General features: G+C 67.1%; 14 protein-coding genes. 11 read left to right on the plus strand and 3 right to left on the minus strand.

Going from position 1 to position 15,412, the window contains the following annotated elements:
- Window positions 1–140: 140 nt before the first annotated feature.
- Window positions 141–1,235: a serine hydrolase gene (locus ACFWB0_RS13055; protein WP_378490868.1), complete on the minus strand. Its 1,095-nt coding sequence runs from the start codon at window positions 1,233–1,235 to the stop codon at window positions 141–143.
- A 122-nt stretch (window positions 1,236–1,357) separates the two neighbouring features.
- On the opposite strand from ACFWB0_RS13055, the gene ACFWB0_RS13060 reads away from it, so the two are divergent.
- The 4 genes from ACFWB0_RS13060 (at window position 1,358) to ACFWB0_RS13075 (ending at window position 6,381) form a co-directional block, all read left to right on the plus strand.
- Entirely contained in the window at window positions 1,358–2,023 is a 666-nt protein-coding gene (locus ACFWB0_RS13060; RefSeq protein WP_378490869.1) for a nucleoside/nucleotide kinase family protein, read from the plus strand.
- Window positions 2,024–2,033: 10 nt separating this feature from the next.
- The gene (purD, locus tag ACFWB0_RS13065) at window positions 2,034–3,287 is read left to right on the plus strand and encodes a phosphoribosylamine--glycine ligase (protein WP_378490870.1); all 1,254 of its coding nucleotides are present in this window, start codon (window positions 2,034–2,036) and stop codon (window positions 3,285–3,287) included.
- A gap of 84 nt (window positions 3,288–3,371) precedes the next feature.
- Window positions 3,372–5,174 carry a CocE/NonD family hydrolase gene (locus ACFWB0_RS13070; RefSeq protein WP_378490871.1) on the plus strand — a complete coding sequence of 601 codons (1,803 nt, stop codon included), beginning with the start codon at window positions 3,372–3,374 and terminating at the stop codon, window positions 5,172–5,174.
- Between the two features lie 31 nt (window positions 5,175–5,205).
- Entirely contained in the window at window positions 5,206–6,381 is a 1,176-nt protein-coding gene (locus tag ACFWB0_RS13075) for a pyridoxal phosphate-dependent aminotransferase (RefSeq protein ID WP_378490872.1), read from the plus strand.
- A gap of 1 nt (window position 6,382) precedes the next feature.
- On the opposite strand, the gene ACFWB0_RS13080 is transcribed toward ACFWB0_RS13075, so the two are convergent.
- Entirely contained in the window at window positions 6,383–8,011 is a 1,629-nt protein-coding gene (locus tag ACFWB0_RS13080) for a GMC oxidoreductase (RefSeq protein WP_378490935.1), read from the minus strand.
- A 142-nt stretch (window positions 8,012–8,153) separates the two neighbouring features.
- Here ACFWB0_RS13080 and ACFWB0_RS13085 point away from each other — a divergent pair, with 142 nt between their 5' ends.
- The 7 genes from ACFWB0_RS13085 to ACFWB0_RS13115 all read left to right on the plus strand — a co-directional run bounded on the left by ACFWB0_RS13085 (window position 8,154) and on the right by ACFWB0_RS13115 (window position 14,813).
- Window positions 8,154–8,765 (plus strand): TetR/AcrR family transcriptional regulator, encoded by a 612-nt coding sequence (locus ACFWB0_RS13085; RefSeq protein WP_378490873.1) that lies wholly within the window; start codon window positions 8,154–8,156, stop codon window positions 8,763–8,765.
- A 31-nt stretch (window positions 8,766–8,796) separates the two neighbouring features.
- Window positions 8,797–10,218, plus strand: a complete 1,422-nt coding sequence (gene purB, locus ACFWB0_RS13090; protein ID WP_378490874.1) for an adenylosuccinate lyase — start codon at window positions 8,797–8,799, stop codon at window positions 10,216–10,218.
- Between the two features lie 62 nt (window positions 10,219–10,280).
- The gene (locus ACFWB0_RS13095; RefSeq protein ID WP_378490875.1) at window positions 10,281–10,895 is read left to right on the plus strand and encodes a TetR/AcrR family transcriptional regulator; all 615 of its coding nucleotides are present in this window, start codon (window positions 10,281–10,283) and stop codon (window positions 10,893–10,895) included.
- A 24-nt stretch (window positions 10,896–10,919) separates the two neighbouring features.
- Complete coding sequence (locus tag ACFWB0_RS13100) at window positions 10,920–11,348, plus strand: HIT family protein (RefSeq protein ID WP_378490876.1); 429 nt, start codon at window positions 10,920–10,922, stop codon at window positions 11,346–11,348.
- 4 nt (window positions 11,349–11,352) lie between these two features.
- Window positions 11,353–12,948, plus strand: coding sequence for an L-lactate permease (locus tag ACFWB0_RS13105; protein ID WP_378490877.1), 1,596 nt, complete (start codon window positions 11,353–11,355; stop codon window positions 12,946–12,948).
- A 66-nt stretch (window positions 12,949–13,014) separates the two neighbouring features.
- Window positions 13,015–14,013: a Dyp-type peroxidase gene (locus ACFWB0_RS13110; protein ID WP_378490936.1), complete on the plus strand. Its 999-nt coding sequence runs from the start codon at window positions 13,015–13,017 to the stop codon at window positions 14,011–14,013.
- Window positions 14,010–14,813 carry a family 1 encapsulin nanocompartment shell protein gene (locus ACFWB0_RS13115; RefSeq protein WP_378490878.1) on the plus strand — a complete coding sequence of 268 codons (804 nt, stop codon included), beginning with the start codon at window positions 14,010–14,012 and terminating at the stop codon, window positions 14,811–14,813. The genes ACFWB0_RS13110 and ACFWB0_RS13115 overlap by 4 nt, the downstream gene beginning before the upstream one ends.
- A 44-nt stretch (window positions 14,814–14,857) precedes the next feature.
- On the opposite strand, the gene ACFWB0_RS13120 is transcribed toward ACFWB0_RS13115, so the two are convergent.
- Window positions 14,858–15,340: a MarR family winged helix-turn-helix transcriptional regulator gene (locus ACFWB0_RS13120; protein WP_378490879.1), complete on the minus strand. Its 483-nt coding sequence runs from the start codon at window positions 15,338–15,340 to the stop codon at window positions 14,858–14,860.
- Window positions 15,341–15,412: the final 72 nt, after the last annotated feature.

Raw genomic sequence — 15,412 nt, forward strand, 5'->3', positions numbered from 1 at the left:
TCGCCGCCGGGCTGGCGGAGACACGAAACGCCTGCGGAGGCGATGTCAGACGGCACGGGTCCTCCCGTCCGCACTCGCCGGTGAAACAGGAACTCCCGGATGTGAGTCCGAGAATCCTCGTCCTTCAGGGCGGGGAGTAGTCAAACAGCGCACCGTATCTGATCGAGGATCTCGGGCTCGCTCATCGCCGCGAACATCAGGCCTTGGTGCGCGAAGCTTCCGAGCGCGGCCGTGTAGTCGGCTTCCGTCATGTTCGACGTCAGCATCACCGCAGTTGCGACGGAGCCGTCGGCCAGTCGCAGGCTCATTGCCTCGGTGAGTATCCCGGGCAGATTTCCGCCCTTGAATCCGAGACCGTCGGTGCCGGGAGGTGCGGGCTGCCATTCCAGGTGACCGCGAGCGATGTCCGTTCCGCTCCCGAACGACCCGTCGGCGATCGTCCGATGGATGCCCGCAAGCTGGTCGGCCGTTCCCGCGTTGTCTTCTCGTTGAATCCGGTCCATTTCGCCGAACGGGTCGTCGGGCAACACATCGGGTTGCTGAAGGAGTCCGAGGATCTCGGCGCGGAAGCCGGGATCGTCCGCGTAACGCTGCGCGCTGTCCCACAGGTCGGCGCCGGTGTCCTGCGGTGCAAGGAACGCGAGCGTATTGCCGAGGAGGGTGGGCGGTTCGAAGTCGTCCCAGCCGCCCTGTTCGGCAGCTGCCGTCAGTGCGTCGTCGCCGAGTCGATCACGTAGATAGTCGGGTGCGGCGTTGTCGCTCTCCTGGATCATCGCGGTCACCAGGTCGTCGAGAGCGACCGTGCCCTCTGGGGTGACGCCGAGGCGTTCCAGTGCGGCGGGGTGCGCGCCGCCGTCCGTGTCCGGGAGGTACCAGCGTTCCCATTCGGCGACAGGGATCTGTTCGGCGGGGTCGAGGGTGCCGTCCGCAACGGCCTGCGCGTACGCGGCAAGGTGGACGACCTTGACCGCGGATGCGAGTGGCTGTGGGTCGTCGGCGCGATGTGCGACGACGTTCCCGTTCCCGTCGTCGATGACGAGACCGACGGAGTCGGGGTGTTCGGCGAGGTATCCGACCCAGCCTTCGGGGATCGCCACGTCGGAGGCGGGGAGCGTAGCGCAGTCTGCGGCGGCGCTCGTGTCGGTGGCGGTGGCTTCGTCGGGTGGTGCGTCGGTGCACGCCGTGAGTGTCAGGGCGGCTGCGGCGGCGAGTGCGGCGAGGACCTTCGGCGACATGGCTGCTCCGTACTTTCTTTCGGAAATTCGTGAGTTCGGAAATTCGGAATTCCGGATTAACGATAGGTGTGGCGGGGGAGCGTGTCCAGCCCACGGAGTCGGCCGGTCGTATCCTCACCGTCATGAACGGGCCCGGATCCGCACGTGTCGGCACGCAACGCGCGCTGATCGCGGAGCTCGTCACCGAGGTTCTGGCACCGCTGCCGGCAGACCGGCGGACGGTGGTCGGGCTGTGCGGACCGCCCGGGTCCGGGAAGAGCCGCGCGGCCGGACTACTCGTTGCAGCGCTCACCAGAGCCGGAATCGAGTCCGGGTCGGCGCCGATGGACGGATTCCACCTGTCCGACGCGCAACTCGGCGCGCGCGGTGCACGCGGGCGCAAGGGCGCACCGGACACCTTCGATGTGGCGGGATACCGCGAGCTCCTTCAACGCCTTCGGCTCCGCCGCGCCGAAACGGTCTATGCCCCCGACTTCTCGCGCAGACTCGACGACCCGGTGGCTGCGGTGCACGCCATCGAACCGTCTGCCCGCGTGGTCGTCACCGAAGGGAACTACCTCCTGTTCGACACCGGGGGATGGGAGACGATCCGTCCACTCCTCGATCTCGTGATCTATCTGGACGTGCCGGATACGACGCTGACCCCGCGCCTGGTCCATCGGCATCGCGTGGGTGGCCGCGCGCAGTCGCAGGCCCGCGACTGGGTTCGCGAGGTCGATCTGCCCAACGCCGCGGCAGTCGCTCGGACCCGTGGCCGTGCCGATCTCGTGTGGAGCCCCGTCCCGTAGTCTGTCGTGCGTGCGCGTACTCGTTATCGGCTCCGGTGCCCGTGAACATGCTCTCGCCCTGGCGCTGTCCCGCGACCCGGGTGTGACGGCCGTTCTGGCTGCTCCGGGCAATGCGGGCATTGCCAAAATCGCCGAGCAGCATCCGGTCGACGCCTCTTCCGCCGACGAGGTCGTCGCGCTGGCGAAGGGCACGCAGGCCGACCTGGTCGTGATCGGCCCCGAGGTCCCGCTCGTCCTCGGTGTCGCCGAGGCCGTCCGCGAGGCAGGCATCCCCTGCTTCGGCCCGTCTGCCGAGGCAGCTCGCATCGAGGGGTCGAAAGCCTTCGCGAAGGACGTCATGGCCGCCGCGGGGGTGCGTACGGCGCGCAGTGAGGTCGTCGACACGCCTGCGATCATCGACGAAGCCCTCGATCGCTTCGGCCCGACCTGGGTGGTCAAGGACGACGGCCTCGCCGCGGGCAAGGGTGTCGTGGTGACCACCGATCGTGACGCCGCGCGCGATCACGCAGCGGAGATCATCGAGAACGGACACCCTGTCCTGCTGGAGTCGTTCCTCGACGGCCCCGAGGTATCGCTGTTCTGCCTCGTCGACGGCGAGACGGTGGTGCCGCTGCTTCCCGCGCAGGACCACAAGCGTGTCGGCGACGGCGACATCGGCCCCAACACCGGTGGTATGGGTGCCTACACACCGCTGCCGTGGCTGCCGGAAGGTGCCGTCGAGCAGATCGTCGACGAGGTCGTCAAGCCTGTCGCGGCCGAACTCGTGCGTCGTGGATGCGGGTTCTCCGGCCTGCTCTACGCCGGCCTGGCCATGGGCAAGGAAGGCCCCGCGGTCGTCGAATTCAACTGCCGTTTCGGTGATCCCGAGACGCAGGCCGTCCTCGCGCTCCTCGAATCCCCGCTCGGCGAGGTGCTGGGCGCAGTCGCGAACGGCACCCTCGCGCAGTTGCCCCCGCTGCAGTGGCGCGACGGCGCCGCCGTGACGGTGGTGCTGGCCGCGGAGTACTACCCGGCGAGCCCGCGCACAGGCGACGTGATCACCGGTGCCGACAGCGACACGGTCCTGCATGCAGGTACGAGCCGCCGCGACGACGGTGCGCTCTTGTCGGCAGGCGGTCGTGTGCTGAGCGTCATCGGGGTCGGCGACGATCTCGAGGCGGCACGCGCGGACGCATACGAGACGCTGGACGACATCAAGCTTCCGGGCGGCCATTTCCGCAAGGACATCGGCCTCGCTGCGGTCGAGGGTCGCATCACGCTCTGATTCGATCTCGCGCGGGAAGAACTTGCGCGTACTGCAAGTATGTTTCACACTCGGTGCATCTTCTGAAGGGGCCAGAGGTGGGACATGGGTTCGTGGAAGTATGTGTCGACGCAGGATCCGACTCCGCTCGAGCATCACTGCGTCAGGCTGTATCCGCTACCGAGCGACATCACCGTCGAGCGTGACGTCCCGATTCGCACTGCAGACGGCACCATCCTGCGAGCGAACGTGTATCGGCCGGAAGGGCTCGAACAGTGCCCGGTCCTCGTCTGCGTCACCCCGTACGGCAAGGACGCCGGTGTCGACGACTACCCGGTGAATTTCGGCGAGCTCGCGGAGTCGGGGAACTTCGTCGGAGAACTCGAACTGAGCGACCAGACGGCATTCGAAGCACCCGACCCCGGCTACTGGGTGCCGCGCGGCTACGCCGTCGTCGTCGCCGACCTACGCGGGTGTTTCGCCAGCGACGGCCGCCCGCGGTTGCTGCTCGGCCGGATCGCGGCGGACGCCGCCGACGTCATCGAATGGGCCGCCGAACAGCCGTGGAGTACCGGCAAGGTGGGCATGGCCGGGGTATCGCACCTCGCGACGTTGCAGTGGTACACCGCAGCGCAGCACCCGCCCCACCTCGCGGCCTTCTCTCCGTGGGAGGGCATCACCGACCCCTTCCGCGACACGCTCAGCCACGGCGGCATCCCCGAAACACATTTCAGCGATTTCTGGTGGCGCGCGACGCAGCGCGGCACCCGCGTGCCGTCGGCCTCGATCCGGAAGATCTCGCCGTGGCTGTGGCGCCGATTCCCGGACCGTTGCAGGCACGTCGTCGGCCCGCCGCCCTTCGCGGACATCACGGTGCCCGCCCTGGTGGGAGCATCGTGGTCCGACCAGGGGCCACGCACACGCGGCTCGATCACCGGCTACACCCAGCTGGGATCGCCCGACAAATGGCTGTACACGCACGGCCGCAAGACCTGGCAGATGTTCTACGGCGCCGAAGCACTGGACGTGCAACGCCGGTTCTTCGACCATTTCCTCAAGGGCGAGGACAACGGGTTCGACGAGGTTCCGCGCGTTCGCCTCGAAACCCGCCACGACCTGCGCACCTACTCCGAGCGTCACGAATCGCAGTGGCCGCTTCCGAACACCCGCTACGTTCCGCTCCACCTCGATCACGCCACCGGAGGCCTGCACCCCGAGCGATCCGACGAGGCGGTGAATGCCCGGATGTTCCCCGTCGCAGGCGACGAACTGGTCTTCACGACGACATTCGACGAGGACACCGAGATCTCCGGCCACGCGGCCCTCCGGCTGTGGGTGGAGGCCAAGGACGCCAAGGACATGGACCTGTTCGTCGCTCTGAAGAAGATCGATCCGTCGGGGAACGAGGTCCGATTCGAAGGACACGACGGTTTCGAAGAGGGAGTCGTCGCGCACGGCTGGATCCGGGTCTCGCACCGCGCGCTCGATCCGGAGGCGTCGACCGCATACCGCCCGGTGATCGACCCGGCCACGTACTGGCCGCTGTCAGCGGGACAGATCGTGCCCGTCGACATCGAGATCATGCCGCACAGCACCTTCTTCGAAGCAGGATCGTCGCTCGTGCTGGTCATCACCGGCCAGGACTTCGACACTCTCCCGGACATCCGGCACGACGACACGATCAACCAGGGTTTCCACATCGTGCACGCCGGTGGGCAATACGATTCGCATCTGCTGCTGCCGGTGGTGCCTGCCGCGGTCTCCACGGTCGACGTCATCGACACTGCTGTGTCGTGCGAATCCTCGGGGTCGTGCGAATCTTCGGGGTCCTCCGAAGCCGCCGGTTCGCCCGACGGCCTACCCGTCGCGTGGGGGCCCGTGTTCGGGCGCCAGCACGTCCGACTCTGAGAGTCCGGCGTGGACGACTACCGTCGATGTCGTGCGCATTGAATCCCGACGCTCCCGTATCGAGACGTTCCACGTCATGGATGTGTGGAAGGCTGCCACCGAACGGCAACGCACCCACGGCGACGTGCTGAGCCTGGCTGCCGGTCAGCCGTCGACGCCTGCCCCGACCCCGGTGTTGCGCGCCACCCGGCACGCCGTCGACACCGAACTCCTCGGCTACACCGAGACCTTCGGAATCCTCCCCCTGCGTGACACGATCGCCGGATACCACCGCGACCGGTACGGGATCGACGTCGACGCCGACGACGTCGTGGTCACCACCGGATCGTCGGGTGCGTTCACCCTGCTGTTCCTCGCCGCATTCGACCCCGGCGACACCGTGGTCGTCGCACGTCCCGGCTACCCGGCATACCGCAACACGCTCGCGGCGCTCGGCTGCAACGTCGTCGAGCTCGACTGTGGCCCCGACACCCGCTATCAGCCCACCGTCGCGATGCTCGAGGCTCTCGACACGCCGCCGGCCGGGCTGGTGGTCGCGAGCCCGGCGAACCCCACCGGCACCATGATCGACCCGGACGAACTTGCTGCGCTGGCCCGCTGGTGCGACGACCACGACGCGCTCCTGATCTCCGACGAGATCTACCACGGCCTCGAATTCGGCACTCCCGGTGCACCGGCTACGTCCACGGCATGGGCGACGTCGCGGGAGTCGGTCGTCGTCGGGTCGGTGTCGAAGTACTTCTCGATGACGGGATGGCGACTCGGGTGGATGCTCGTGCCGGACTCGCTGCGACCCGCCCTGCAGCGTCTGGCATCGAACATGACGGTGTGCCCGCCGTCGATCTCGCAGTTCGCGGCGATCGAGGCGTTCGGCGCCGAAGCGCGTGTCGAACTCGACGGGCACGTCGCTCGCTATGCCGCCAACCGCGACGTCCTGCTGACCGGGCTACCCGATCTCGGCATCACGAAGCTGGCGCCGGCCGACGGCGCGTTCTACGTGTACGCCGACATCGCCCATCTGCTCGACAACGAGAACTCGGCCGCGTGGTGCTCCCGGCTGCTGCGCGACACCGGTCTGGCGCTCGCACCGGGGATCGACTTCGACACCGTTCGCGGCGACGAGACGGTGAGGCTGTCGTTCGCCGGGTCGACCGCGGACGTGTCGGCAGCGTTGGACCGGCTCGCCGGATGGCTGCCGGTGCCCTGAATTACCTTCCTGCTGAGATGATCTGCGCGATGTTGCGTTCGGCAAGTGCGGCGATGGTCAACGACGGATTGACCGTGCCGGTGCTGCCGGGGATCAGCGCGCCGTCGACGACGTAGAGGCCCGGGTGACCGTGCACCCGTCCGTAGCCGTCCGTCGCGTCGCCCATCACCACACCGCCGAGCGGATGCGCGGTGAACGACGCGTTGACGTCCGAGGCCATCGGCTCGGCGCCGGGGACGGTGCCGCCGGCTGCAGCCATCTTGTTGTGCACCGCCCGGAGCGCGTCGATGCTCGCGCGTTCGCCGCCCGCCGGCCAGTTCACTACTGCGCGATCGGCATTCGCGTCGTACACCACGTCGGCGCGGGTCGGGTCGAGCGTCATGCCGAGGGATGCGAGCATGCCGACGTCCTTCGCGGTGCCCGCGACGAACCAGTTCTCGAGGCTCAACGGCAGCCCCGACTCGTCGACCACCCGTGACGCAGAGGGGGACCCCTGATCGCCGCCGAAACCGTTGGTCAGTGCCACCGAGCGCACGAGCACCGCGTCGCCGTTGGTTCCCCAGCCGCGGCCGACGTGCTCGTTGAGGTTCGCGAGCGATCCCGTGTGGCGCGCCTTGACGAGCAGCTCGGTGGTGCCCACCGAACCTGCGCCCAGCACCAGCCGGTCGCAGGTCAGCGTCGAGGTGCTCAGAACGGTGCCGAAGGGATCGACGGCCTGGACGTCCACTACGTAGCGACCGTCGGGTTCCTGCCCGATGGACAGCACACGATGCGCGTGGCACACCTGGGCGCGGCCGGTGGCCTCCGCCGCGGGAATGTAGTTCTGGGTGAGGTCGAACTTCGCGCCGTTGGAGTTGCCGAGGTTGGTCTCGCCTGCCACCGCCGAGCGGCGCACCGACCCGGCAAGCTCGGCGCGGACGACGTCCCAGTCCCAGATGCCGTCGATGCGGTGCGGTGTGTAACCGGCCTTGATGGCGTCGTCGTCCCAGCGTCGGGAGTGCGTGAACTCGTCCGCGTTGTAGATGTCGTCGGGCATCGTGTCGAGTCGCAGCATCGACCGCACCTTCGGGTACCACGTCGAGTTCATCTCGTCGTAGCTCAATCGGTCGCCGAACACCTGCTGGAAGAAGCGCTGTTCGGGGGCGATCATCACGCCCGTGAACACGATCGAGCCGCCACCGACGGCGGCTCCGCGCCACACCGACATGTTCGGGTAGTCGGTCACGTCGAGTACGCCCGCGAAGTCGTCGCACACGACGGGAATGCCGGTCGGGCCGGTGAACGAGGTGCGGTGGTAGTAGCCGCGACCGTCGGCAAGCAGATCGGTTGTGAAGATCTCCCGCTGCGGGTCGCGCGGCCAGCGCATACCGCGTTCGAGGACGGTCACCTGCGAGCCGGATTCCGCGAGCCGCAACGCAGCGACGCTGGCACCGAACCCGGAACCCACCACGATGACGTCCGAGTGGGCCGGCGGTGTGGGGGGAGGGGTGAACAGTTCGGGAATGAGACGACGGTATTCGTCGATTCCGAGGGGGAGTGCCGAGGCAACCGGAAGCCGGGTGCCGGGCACACCGACGGAGGCCACGGCCGCACCCAATGCTGATGCCTGTAGGAACCGACGACGCTTCATTGTGGTTTTCGCTCCGATCGTGTCGATACGATCGGGGGCGCGACAGCCGAGCCCCCATGCTCGCGACAGCGAGCTCATCGTACCGGCAGCATGTCCCACCGTTCGGCCCTGGTGGAGGCGGTCGGGCTGGCACGATGACGAGGTGTCGATTGCTGCGACTCCGAAGGGCGAACGGCGCCGTCAGGCGCTGGTCGAAGCTGCAGCCGACCTCGTTCGCGAAGGCGGTATCGACGCGGTGCGGCACCGGTCCGTCGCCACCCGTGCGGGCCTGCCGCTTGCGTCGACGACGTACTACTTCGATTCGCTCGACGACCTCGTGACCTGCGCGGTGCATTTCAACAGTGCGCGCGAACTCGACGAGATGGGTGAGTGGGTGCGTGAGGTCTCGCAATCGCCGCGCACCGTCGGCTCCACCGCCGATCTGATCGTGGATCTGCTCATCGGTCCGCGCGCGATCGGGCCGGCCGACCGCGAACGTCTCATTTCGCGATACGAGCGTTACGTCGCGACAGCACGTCATCCCGAATTGCGCGCTGTGCAGCTGGAGATGCGTAAACAGCTCGACGAGTTGCTCACCGAGCTTCTCCACCGATGCGGCCGCGACGTGCACGCCGATCAGCTGCGTCGGCTCGTCGCGGTGGTGGACGGCGCGGTGCTCGGTGGTCTCGGGGAGCTCGACCCCGATCCGAGAGCACTTGCACGAGGGATCTTGATCGACGTCGTGGAAACCGTCGCTCCGGCGGCCGATGAGTGATCGCGGGCGCGGGTCCGTAAACTGTCGCTCTGTGAGCAACATCCCGAACGTCCTCGCCACCCGGTACGCCAGCCCCGAATTGCGGCAGTTGTGGTCGCCGGAGCACAAGATCGTGCTCGAGCGGCAGCTGTGGCTCGCAGTGCTGCGTGCGCAGGCAGAGCTCGGGATCGATGTGCCGGAGGAAGCGCTCGCCGACTACGAGCGTGTGCTCGACAAGGTCGACCTCGACTCCATCGCCGACCGCGAGCGCGTCACCCGTCACGACGTGAAGGCCCGCATCGAGGAGTTCAACGCCCTCGCCGGTCACGAGCACGTGCACAAGGGCATGACCAGCCGCGACCTGACGGAGAACGTCGAACAGCTGCAGATCCTGCGGTCGCTCGAGCACATCCACGCACACGGTGTCGCGGTTGCTGCGCGTCTCGCCGTTCGTGCCACGGAGTACTCGTCGCTGGTGATGGCCGGACGCTCGCACAACGTCGCTGCGCAGGCCACGACCCTCGGGAAGCGGTTCGCTTCGGCGGCCGACGAACTCCTCCTCGCCCTGCAGCGCGTGCGCGAACTGATCGACAGGTACCCGCTGCGCGGGGTCAAGGGCCCGATGGGTACCGCCCAGGACATGCTCGACCTGCTCGGCGGCGACGCCGACAAGCTCGAGCAGCTCGAAACGAAGGTCGCGGAGCACCTCGGCTTCTCGCACGTGTTGACGAGCGTCGGGCAGGTGTATCCGCGTTCGCTCGACCACGATGTGCTGTCGGCGCTCGTGCAGGTCGGTGCGGGCCCGTCATCCTTCGCACACACCGTCCGCCTCATGGCCGGACACGAGCTGGTCACCGAGGGGTTCCAGCCGGGGCAGGTGGGCTCGTCGGCCATGCCGCACAAGATGAACACGCGCTCGTGCGAACGAGTCAACGGGCTGCAGGTGGTGCTTCGCGGCTACGCCTCGATGGCCGCCGAACTCGCAGGTGCCCAGTGGAACGAAGGCGACGTGTTCTGCTCGGTCGTGCGTCGTGTCGCGCTGCCGGATGCGTTCTTCGCGATCGACGGCCAGATGGAGACTTTCTTGACGGTGCTCGCCGAGTTCGGCGCGTACCCGGCGGTGATCGAGAAGGAACTCGTCCGGTACCTGCCGTTCTTGGCGACCACCAAGGTGCTCATGGCTGCGGTGCGTGCGGGAGTGGGCCGGGAGACCGCGCACGAGGCAATCAAGGAGCATGCGGTGGCCGTGGCGCTGGCGATGCGTGAACAGGGCCGCGAACCCGACCTGCTCGACCGCCTTGCGGCCGACGACCGGTTGCCGCTCGACCGCGCAGGGCTCGATGCCGCGTTGGCCGACCGCACGGTGTTCGTCGGTGCTGCCGAGGCGCAGACCGCACGTGTGGTTTGCGCCGTGGAAGATTTGGTAACGCAGTATCCGGAGGCGGCGACGTACTCGCCGGCCCCGATCCTGTAGACACAGGAGACGGCTACCAGGGGAAAGTTCGATGGGGGTAGCTGCACACAACAGGGGAGACAATGGCTTCGGAGAAGTTGGAAAACAACGGGCGGATCAGGGACGCGGCGCGCACACGCACCGCGCTCCTCGACGCCGCGCTCGAGGTGTTCCTCAGGGACGGATATGCCGAGGCTGCGACCGAAGAGATCGTGGCCGTGGCGGGGGTGACCCGGGGCGCGCTCTACCACCACTTCGCGAACAAGCGTGAACTGTTTCGTGGAGTGATCGAGCGCATCCAGAAGGAAACCGAGGAATCCTTGGTTCCGAAAGAGCCCTACGACGATCGATGGGAAGCGTTCACCGTTGCGGTATTGACGTCCCTCGACGCGGTCTACGACCAGGCAACCCGCCGATTGCTGCTGATCGAGGCACCTGCGGTACTCGGATGGGCCGAGGTTCGGGAGACCCACCGTGGCTCGACGTTGCGCAGCATCGAACGCATGCTGGAGTCTTTCGAACCGGACACGGCACCGTCGATCCGTGAATCGGTGCTCGCTCATCTGATCATTGCTGCCGTCGAGGAAGCGATGCTGTACCTCGCGCACAGTGACGACCCCCAGCGCGACCGCAGCATCGTAGAGGCGGAATTGCTCAAGGTACTCGGCGCTGCTCGCCGACCGGCTGTCGAAGCGTAGCCGCGGAGTGAGATTCTTACCTTCGTGAACGACTGTATTTTCTGCGCGATCGTGGCGGGAGTGGCACCGGCGAGCGTGGTACTCGACGAACCCGATGTACTCGCGTTCATGGACATCCGTCCCTTCACACCGGGGCACCTGCTGGTCGTGCCCAAGCGGCACGCATCGGGACTGGCACAGCTCGAGCCGGACGACGGGTCAGCGGTGTTCGACGCGGGCCGGCGCATCGCAACGGCCCTGCGAGCGAGTTCCCTGCCGATCGACGGCGTGAACCTCATGCTGGCCGACGGTGTGGCCGCAGGCCAGGAAGTGTTCCACGTGCACCTGCATGTCGTGCCGCGCACGGGCGGCGACGGGTTCGGGATGCGTGCCCGCCCGCAGTCACCCAACCGCACGGTGCTGGACGGCACCGCCGATGCGATCAGGTCCGCTCTGACGGTGCCCGAGGGGTGACCTCGTGACCTACGTGCAACCGATCGCGCCGATCGGTGAGTCGCTCGCATGGTCTGCCCTGGTCGCATTCCTCCCGCTGCTGACGATGCTCGTGATGCTGGCGGTGTTCCGGGTCAAGTCCTATGTCGCTGCTGCGGTCGCGGTCGTCGTGGCCATCGCGGTTGCCGCGACGGTCTACGGGATGCCGTTGTCGTCCGCGATCGGCTCCGGTGTCGAGGGCGCCGCCTTCGGCGTCTTCCCGATCATGTGGACCGTCGTCAGCGCTGTGTTCGTATACCGGCTGACGGTGGAGACGGGCCATTTCGACGTTCTGACCCGTGCGTTCGCGCGGATCTCCCCGGACCATCGCATCCTGACGATCGTCATCGCGTTCCTGTTCGGTGCGCTCCTCGAAGCCGTCGCCGGTTTCGGAACTCCGATCGTCGTCGCCACCGTCGTGCTGATCGGAGCGGGTCTGCAGCCCGTTCGGGCGGCGGCCGCGGCGCTGATCGCGAACGCTGTCGGAACACCTCTCGGCGTCATGGGAACCCCGATCCTCACCATGTCGAAGGTGTCGGAGATTCCGATCGAGGAGATCGGTCCCGTGGTGGCGGCCCAGGTGTGCCTGCTTGCTGTGTTCGTTCCGTTGGTGCTCGTCGCGGTCGTCGGCGGTGCCCGCGGGGTGCGGGAGACATGGCCGGCGGCGGTCGCAGTCGGTATCGCCTTCGCATCCGCACAGTTCCTGTGCGCGAGTTACTTCGTGGTCGGATTGAGCAACATCGCGGGTGCAGCGGCCGGGCTGGTGGCGCTGCTGATCGTGTTGCGATTCCGGTCGCCGTCCACCGGGGCGGCGCCCAGTGCGCCGCAGCACGAACCCGACAGCACACGCCGTGTCGTCGAAGCGTTCGCGCCCTACGCGTTGATCGTCGCGGTGTTCCTGATCAGCCGCATCGAGCCCGTCGCCTCGGTGTTGTCGCGCGCGACATTCTCGTTCACGTGGCCGGGCCTCGACGTCGAGACCGCGTCGGGCGGGGTTCCCGCAGCCGAGACGTTCACGCTGAATCTGCTGACCGCGCCGGGCACGATCGTGTTCGTCGCCGCACTGTTGTCGATCGCGTTGTTGCGTGTCGAGGCGGGGGATGCGCTGCGCTGTTTCGTCGCCGCGGTGGTGCAGTTGAAGTGGTCGTTCGCGACGGTGACGTCGGTCGTCGCGTTGGCGTACGTGATGAACCTGTCGGGTCAGACCGCGACCATCGGCCAGTTCCTCGCGGGTGCGGGCGCCGCATTCGCTCTGCTGTCGCCCGTTCTCGGATGGCTCGGTGTGGTGGTGACGGGTTCGAACACCGCGTCCAACGCGATGTTCGGCAGCTTGCAGGTGTCGGCGGCGCAGCAGGCAGGACTGAACCCGACGGTCCTCGTCGCAGGCAACATGACCGGTGGTACGGCCGGAACCCCGATCGCGCTGCAGAACCTCGCGTTGGTGTCGTCGGTGGAAGGTCTGGCGGGCAGGGACGGAGTGCTGCTGCGCCGGTTGCTCCCGGTGAGCATTGCCGCGCTCGTCGTGTATTCGGTGGTGGTGTGGTTGCAGACCACGTCGGTGTTGTCGTGGATGGTGACATAGGGCTTCGCCGCCCCCGTTCGGCGGCTGTTCCATTACGGTGATCTTGTGCCAGTTTCGCAGCCGATCATGACGCCCTTGACCGAGGCGGCAATCTTCCTCGTCGTCACGGTGGACGAGGGAGGTGAACCTGCGGTCCGGGACCTGCTCGGCGACCTCGCGGGCCTGCGTCGATCCGTCGGTTTCCGGATCCCGGAGGGCGGCCTCTCGGTCGTCGTCGGAATCGGGTCGACGCTGTGGGACCGGCTGTTCTCCGGGGCTCGCCCCGCCGAACTACACGAGTTCGTCCCGCTGGACGGCGAGACGCACCACGCGCCCGCGACCCCGGGAGACCTTCTGTTCCATCTGCGGGCGTCGACGATGGACCTGTGCTTCGAGCTGGCCGGGAAGATCAACGATCGACTGCGCGGCGTTGCCGCGGTCGTCGACGAAACCCACGGATTTCGCTACTTCGACCGCCGCGACCTGCTGGGGTTCGTCGACGGCACCGAAAACCCCGAGGAAGACGAGGCCGCCGACGCAGCGTTGGTCGGGCCCGGCGACCCCGACTTCGCCGGTGGCAGCTATGTGATCGTGCAGAAGTACCTACACGATCTCGCGACCTGGAACGCATTGTCGGTCGAAGAGCAGGAGCGTGTGATCGGACGCACGAAGCTCGACGACATCGAACTCGATGACGATGTGAAACCAGCGAATTCGCACGTCGCGCTCAACACGGTCGTCGACGACGACGGTGTCGAACAGCAGATCCTGCGGGCCAATATGCCCTTCGGGAATTTCGGAGCCGACGAATTCGGCACGTACTTCATCGGCTACTCGGGGACACCCGACGTGACCGAACAGATGTTGCGCAATATGTTTCTCGGAGATCCGCCCGGAAACCACGACAGGATCCTCGACTTCTCCACGGCCGTCACGGGCACGCTGTTCTTCTGCCCGGCCATGGAGTTCCTCGACGACCTTCCGCCGGCACCGCCGGAACGAGAGGTCATCCCCGAACCGAATGCACCGACCGCCGGAGACGGATCTCTCGGAATCGGCCCTCTCAGAAGGAGTTCAACGCTGTGAACAACCTGTATCGCGAACTTGCCCCGATCACGGGCGCGGCATGGGCCGAGATCGAGGAGGAAGCGTCCCGCACGTTCAAACGGCACGTCGCCGGCCGTACCGTCGTGGACTTCTCCGGCCCGCACGGCACCGATTTCGCGGCCGTCGGTCTCGGCCGCACCAGTGAGATCGCTGCGCCGGCCGACGGGGTACGGGCACGGCAGCATCGGGTCGCGCCCGTCGTCGAACTGCGAGTGCCGTTCACGCTCTCGCGCGAGGAACTCGACAACGTCGAGCGCGGCGCCCACGATGTCGATCTCGATGCGGTGAAGGACGCTGCGAAGAAGATCGCGTTCGCCGAAGACCGCGCGATCTTCGAGGGCTACGCTGCCGCCGGGATCGAGGGCATTCGTGCGTCGTCGACGAACGCGCCACTGCACCTGCCCGAGGATCCGCGCGACATTCCGGAGACCATCAGCCTGGCGTTGTCGGCACTGCGTCTCGCGGGTGTGGGCGGCCCGTACTCGGTGCTGCTGAGCGCCGACGCATTCACGAAGGTCAGCGAAACCTCCGACCACGGCTACCCGATCCGCGAGCAGATCCGCCGACTGATCGACGGCGACATCATCTGGGCGCCGGCGATCGACGGTGCTTTCGTCACCACCACCCGCGGCGGCGACTACGACCTGCAGGTCGGGCAGGATCTGTCGATCGGCTACCTGTCGCACGACGCGGAGAACGTGCAGTTGTACTTCCAGGAGACCTTCACGTTCCTCGTGTACACGGGTGAGGCCTCGGTCGCGTTGCTTCCGCCACGCTGACCTCGCGGGTCGGTCCGGCCGTCTCGAACGGGTGGACCGACCCGTCAGCGTTGTGTCTGTTGCTGCTTCTGGGCGGCTGCGTTGACGCGGCCGAGCACCCGGTGCAGTTCCTCGAGTTCGGAGATGTCGACGCCGAGTGCGTCGACGACCTGCCCCGGCACGGATTCGGCGGCGGTCCGCAGAGTGCGGCCGGTGTCGGTCAGGTCGACGACCAGTCGCCGCTCGTCGATCGAACTTCGGGTGCGGGTGATCAGGCCGAGCATCTCGAGTCGCTTGAGCAACGGCGACAGGGTTGGGGAGTCCAGTTGCAGGAGTGCGCCGATGTCCTTGACGGCCAACGGCGCCCGATCCCACAGGGCCAGCATGACGAGGTACTGCGGGTGAGTCAGTCCGAGTGGTTCGAGGATCGGCCGATACACCGCGAGCACCGCGCGGTTCGCCACCGACAGTGCAAAACACACCTGACGGTCGAGGGCGAGGAGGTTGTCGTCGGATGAGGTCTGCGAAGCGGGGATATCGACGCTCATGTGATCACCGTACCGAATCGATCGCGCATCAATGGATCGTGGGCGATTTGGTCGTTTTCGATTCGGATGCTG

The organism is Rhodococcus sp. NPDC060086 (assembly GCF_042730275.1).
GTDB lineage: Bacteria > Actinomycetota > Actinomycetes > Mycobacteriales > Mycobacteriaceae > Rhodococcus.

Bases quoted from the DNA above. Each gene is read 5' to 3' on its own strand.
- ACFWB0_RS13055 (WP_378490868.1), bottom strand. From the start codon at position 1,235: ATGTCGCCGAAGGTCCTCGCCGCACTCGCCGCCGCAGCCGCCCTGACA.
- ACFWB0_RS13060 (WP_378490869.1), top strand. From the start codon at position 1,358: ATGAACGGGCCCGGATCCGCACGTGTCGGCACGCAACGCGCGCTGATC.
- ACFWB0_RS13070 (WP_378490871.1), top strand. From the start codon at position 3,372: ATGGGTTCGTGGAAGTATGTGTCGACGCAGGATCCGACTCCGCTCGAG.
- ACFWB0_RS13080 (WP_378490935.1), bottom strand. From the start codon at position 8,011: ATGAAGCGTCGTCGGTTCCTACAGGCATCAGCATTGGGTGCGGCCGTG.
- ACFWB0_RS13095 (WP_378490875.1), top strand. From the start codon at position 10,281: ATGGCTTCGGAGAAGTTGGAAAACAACGGGCGGATCAGGGACGCGGCG.
- ACFWB0_RS13110 (WP_378490936.1), top strand. From the start codon at position 13,015: ATGACGCCCTTGACCGAGGCGGCAATCTTCCTCGTCGTCACGGTGGAC.
- ACFWB0_RS13120 (WP_378490879.1), bottom strand. From the start codon at position 15,340: ATGAGCGTCGATATCCCCGCTTCGCAGACCTCATCCGACGACAACCTC.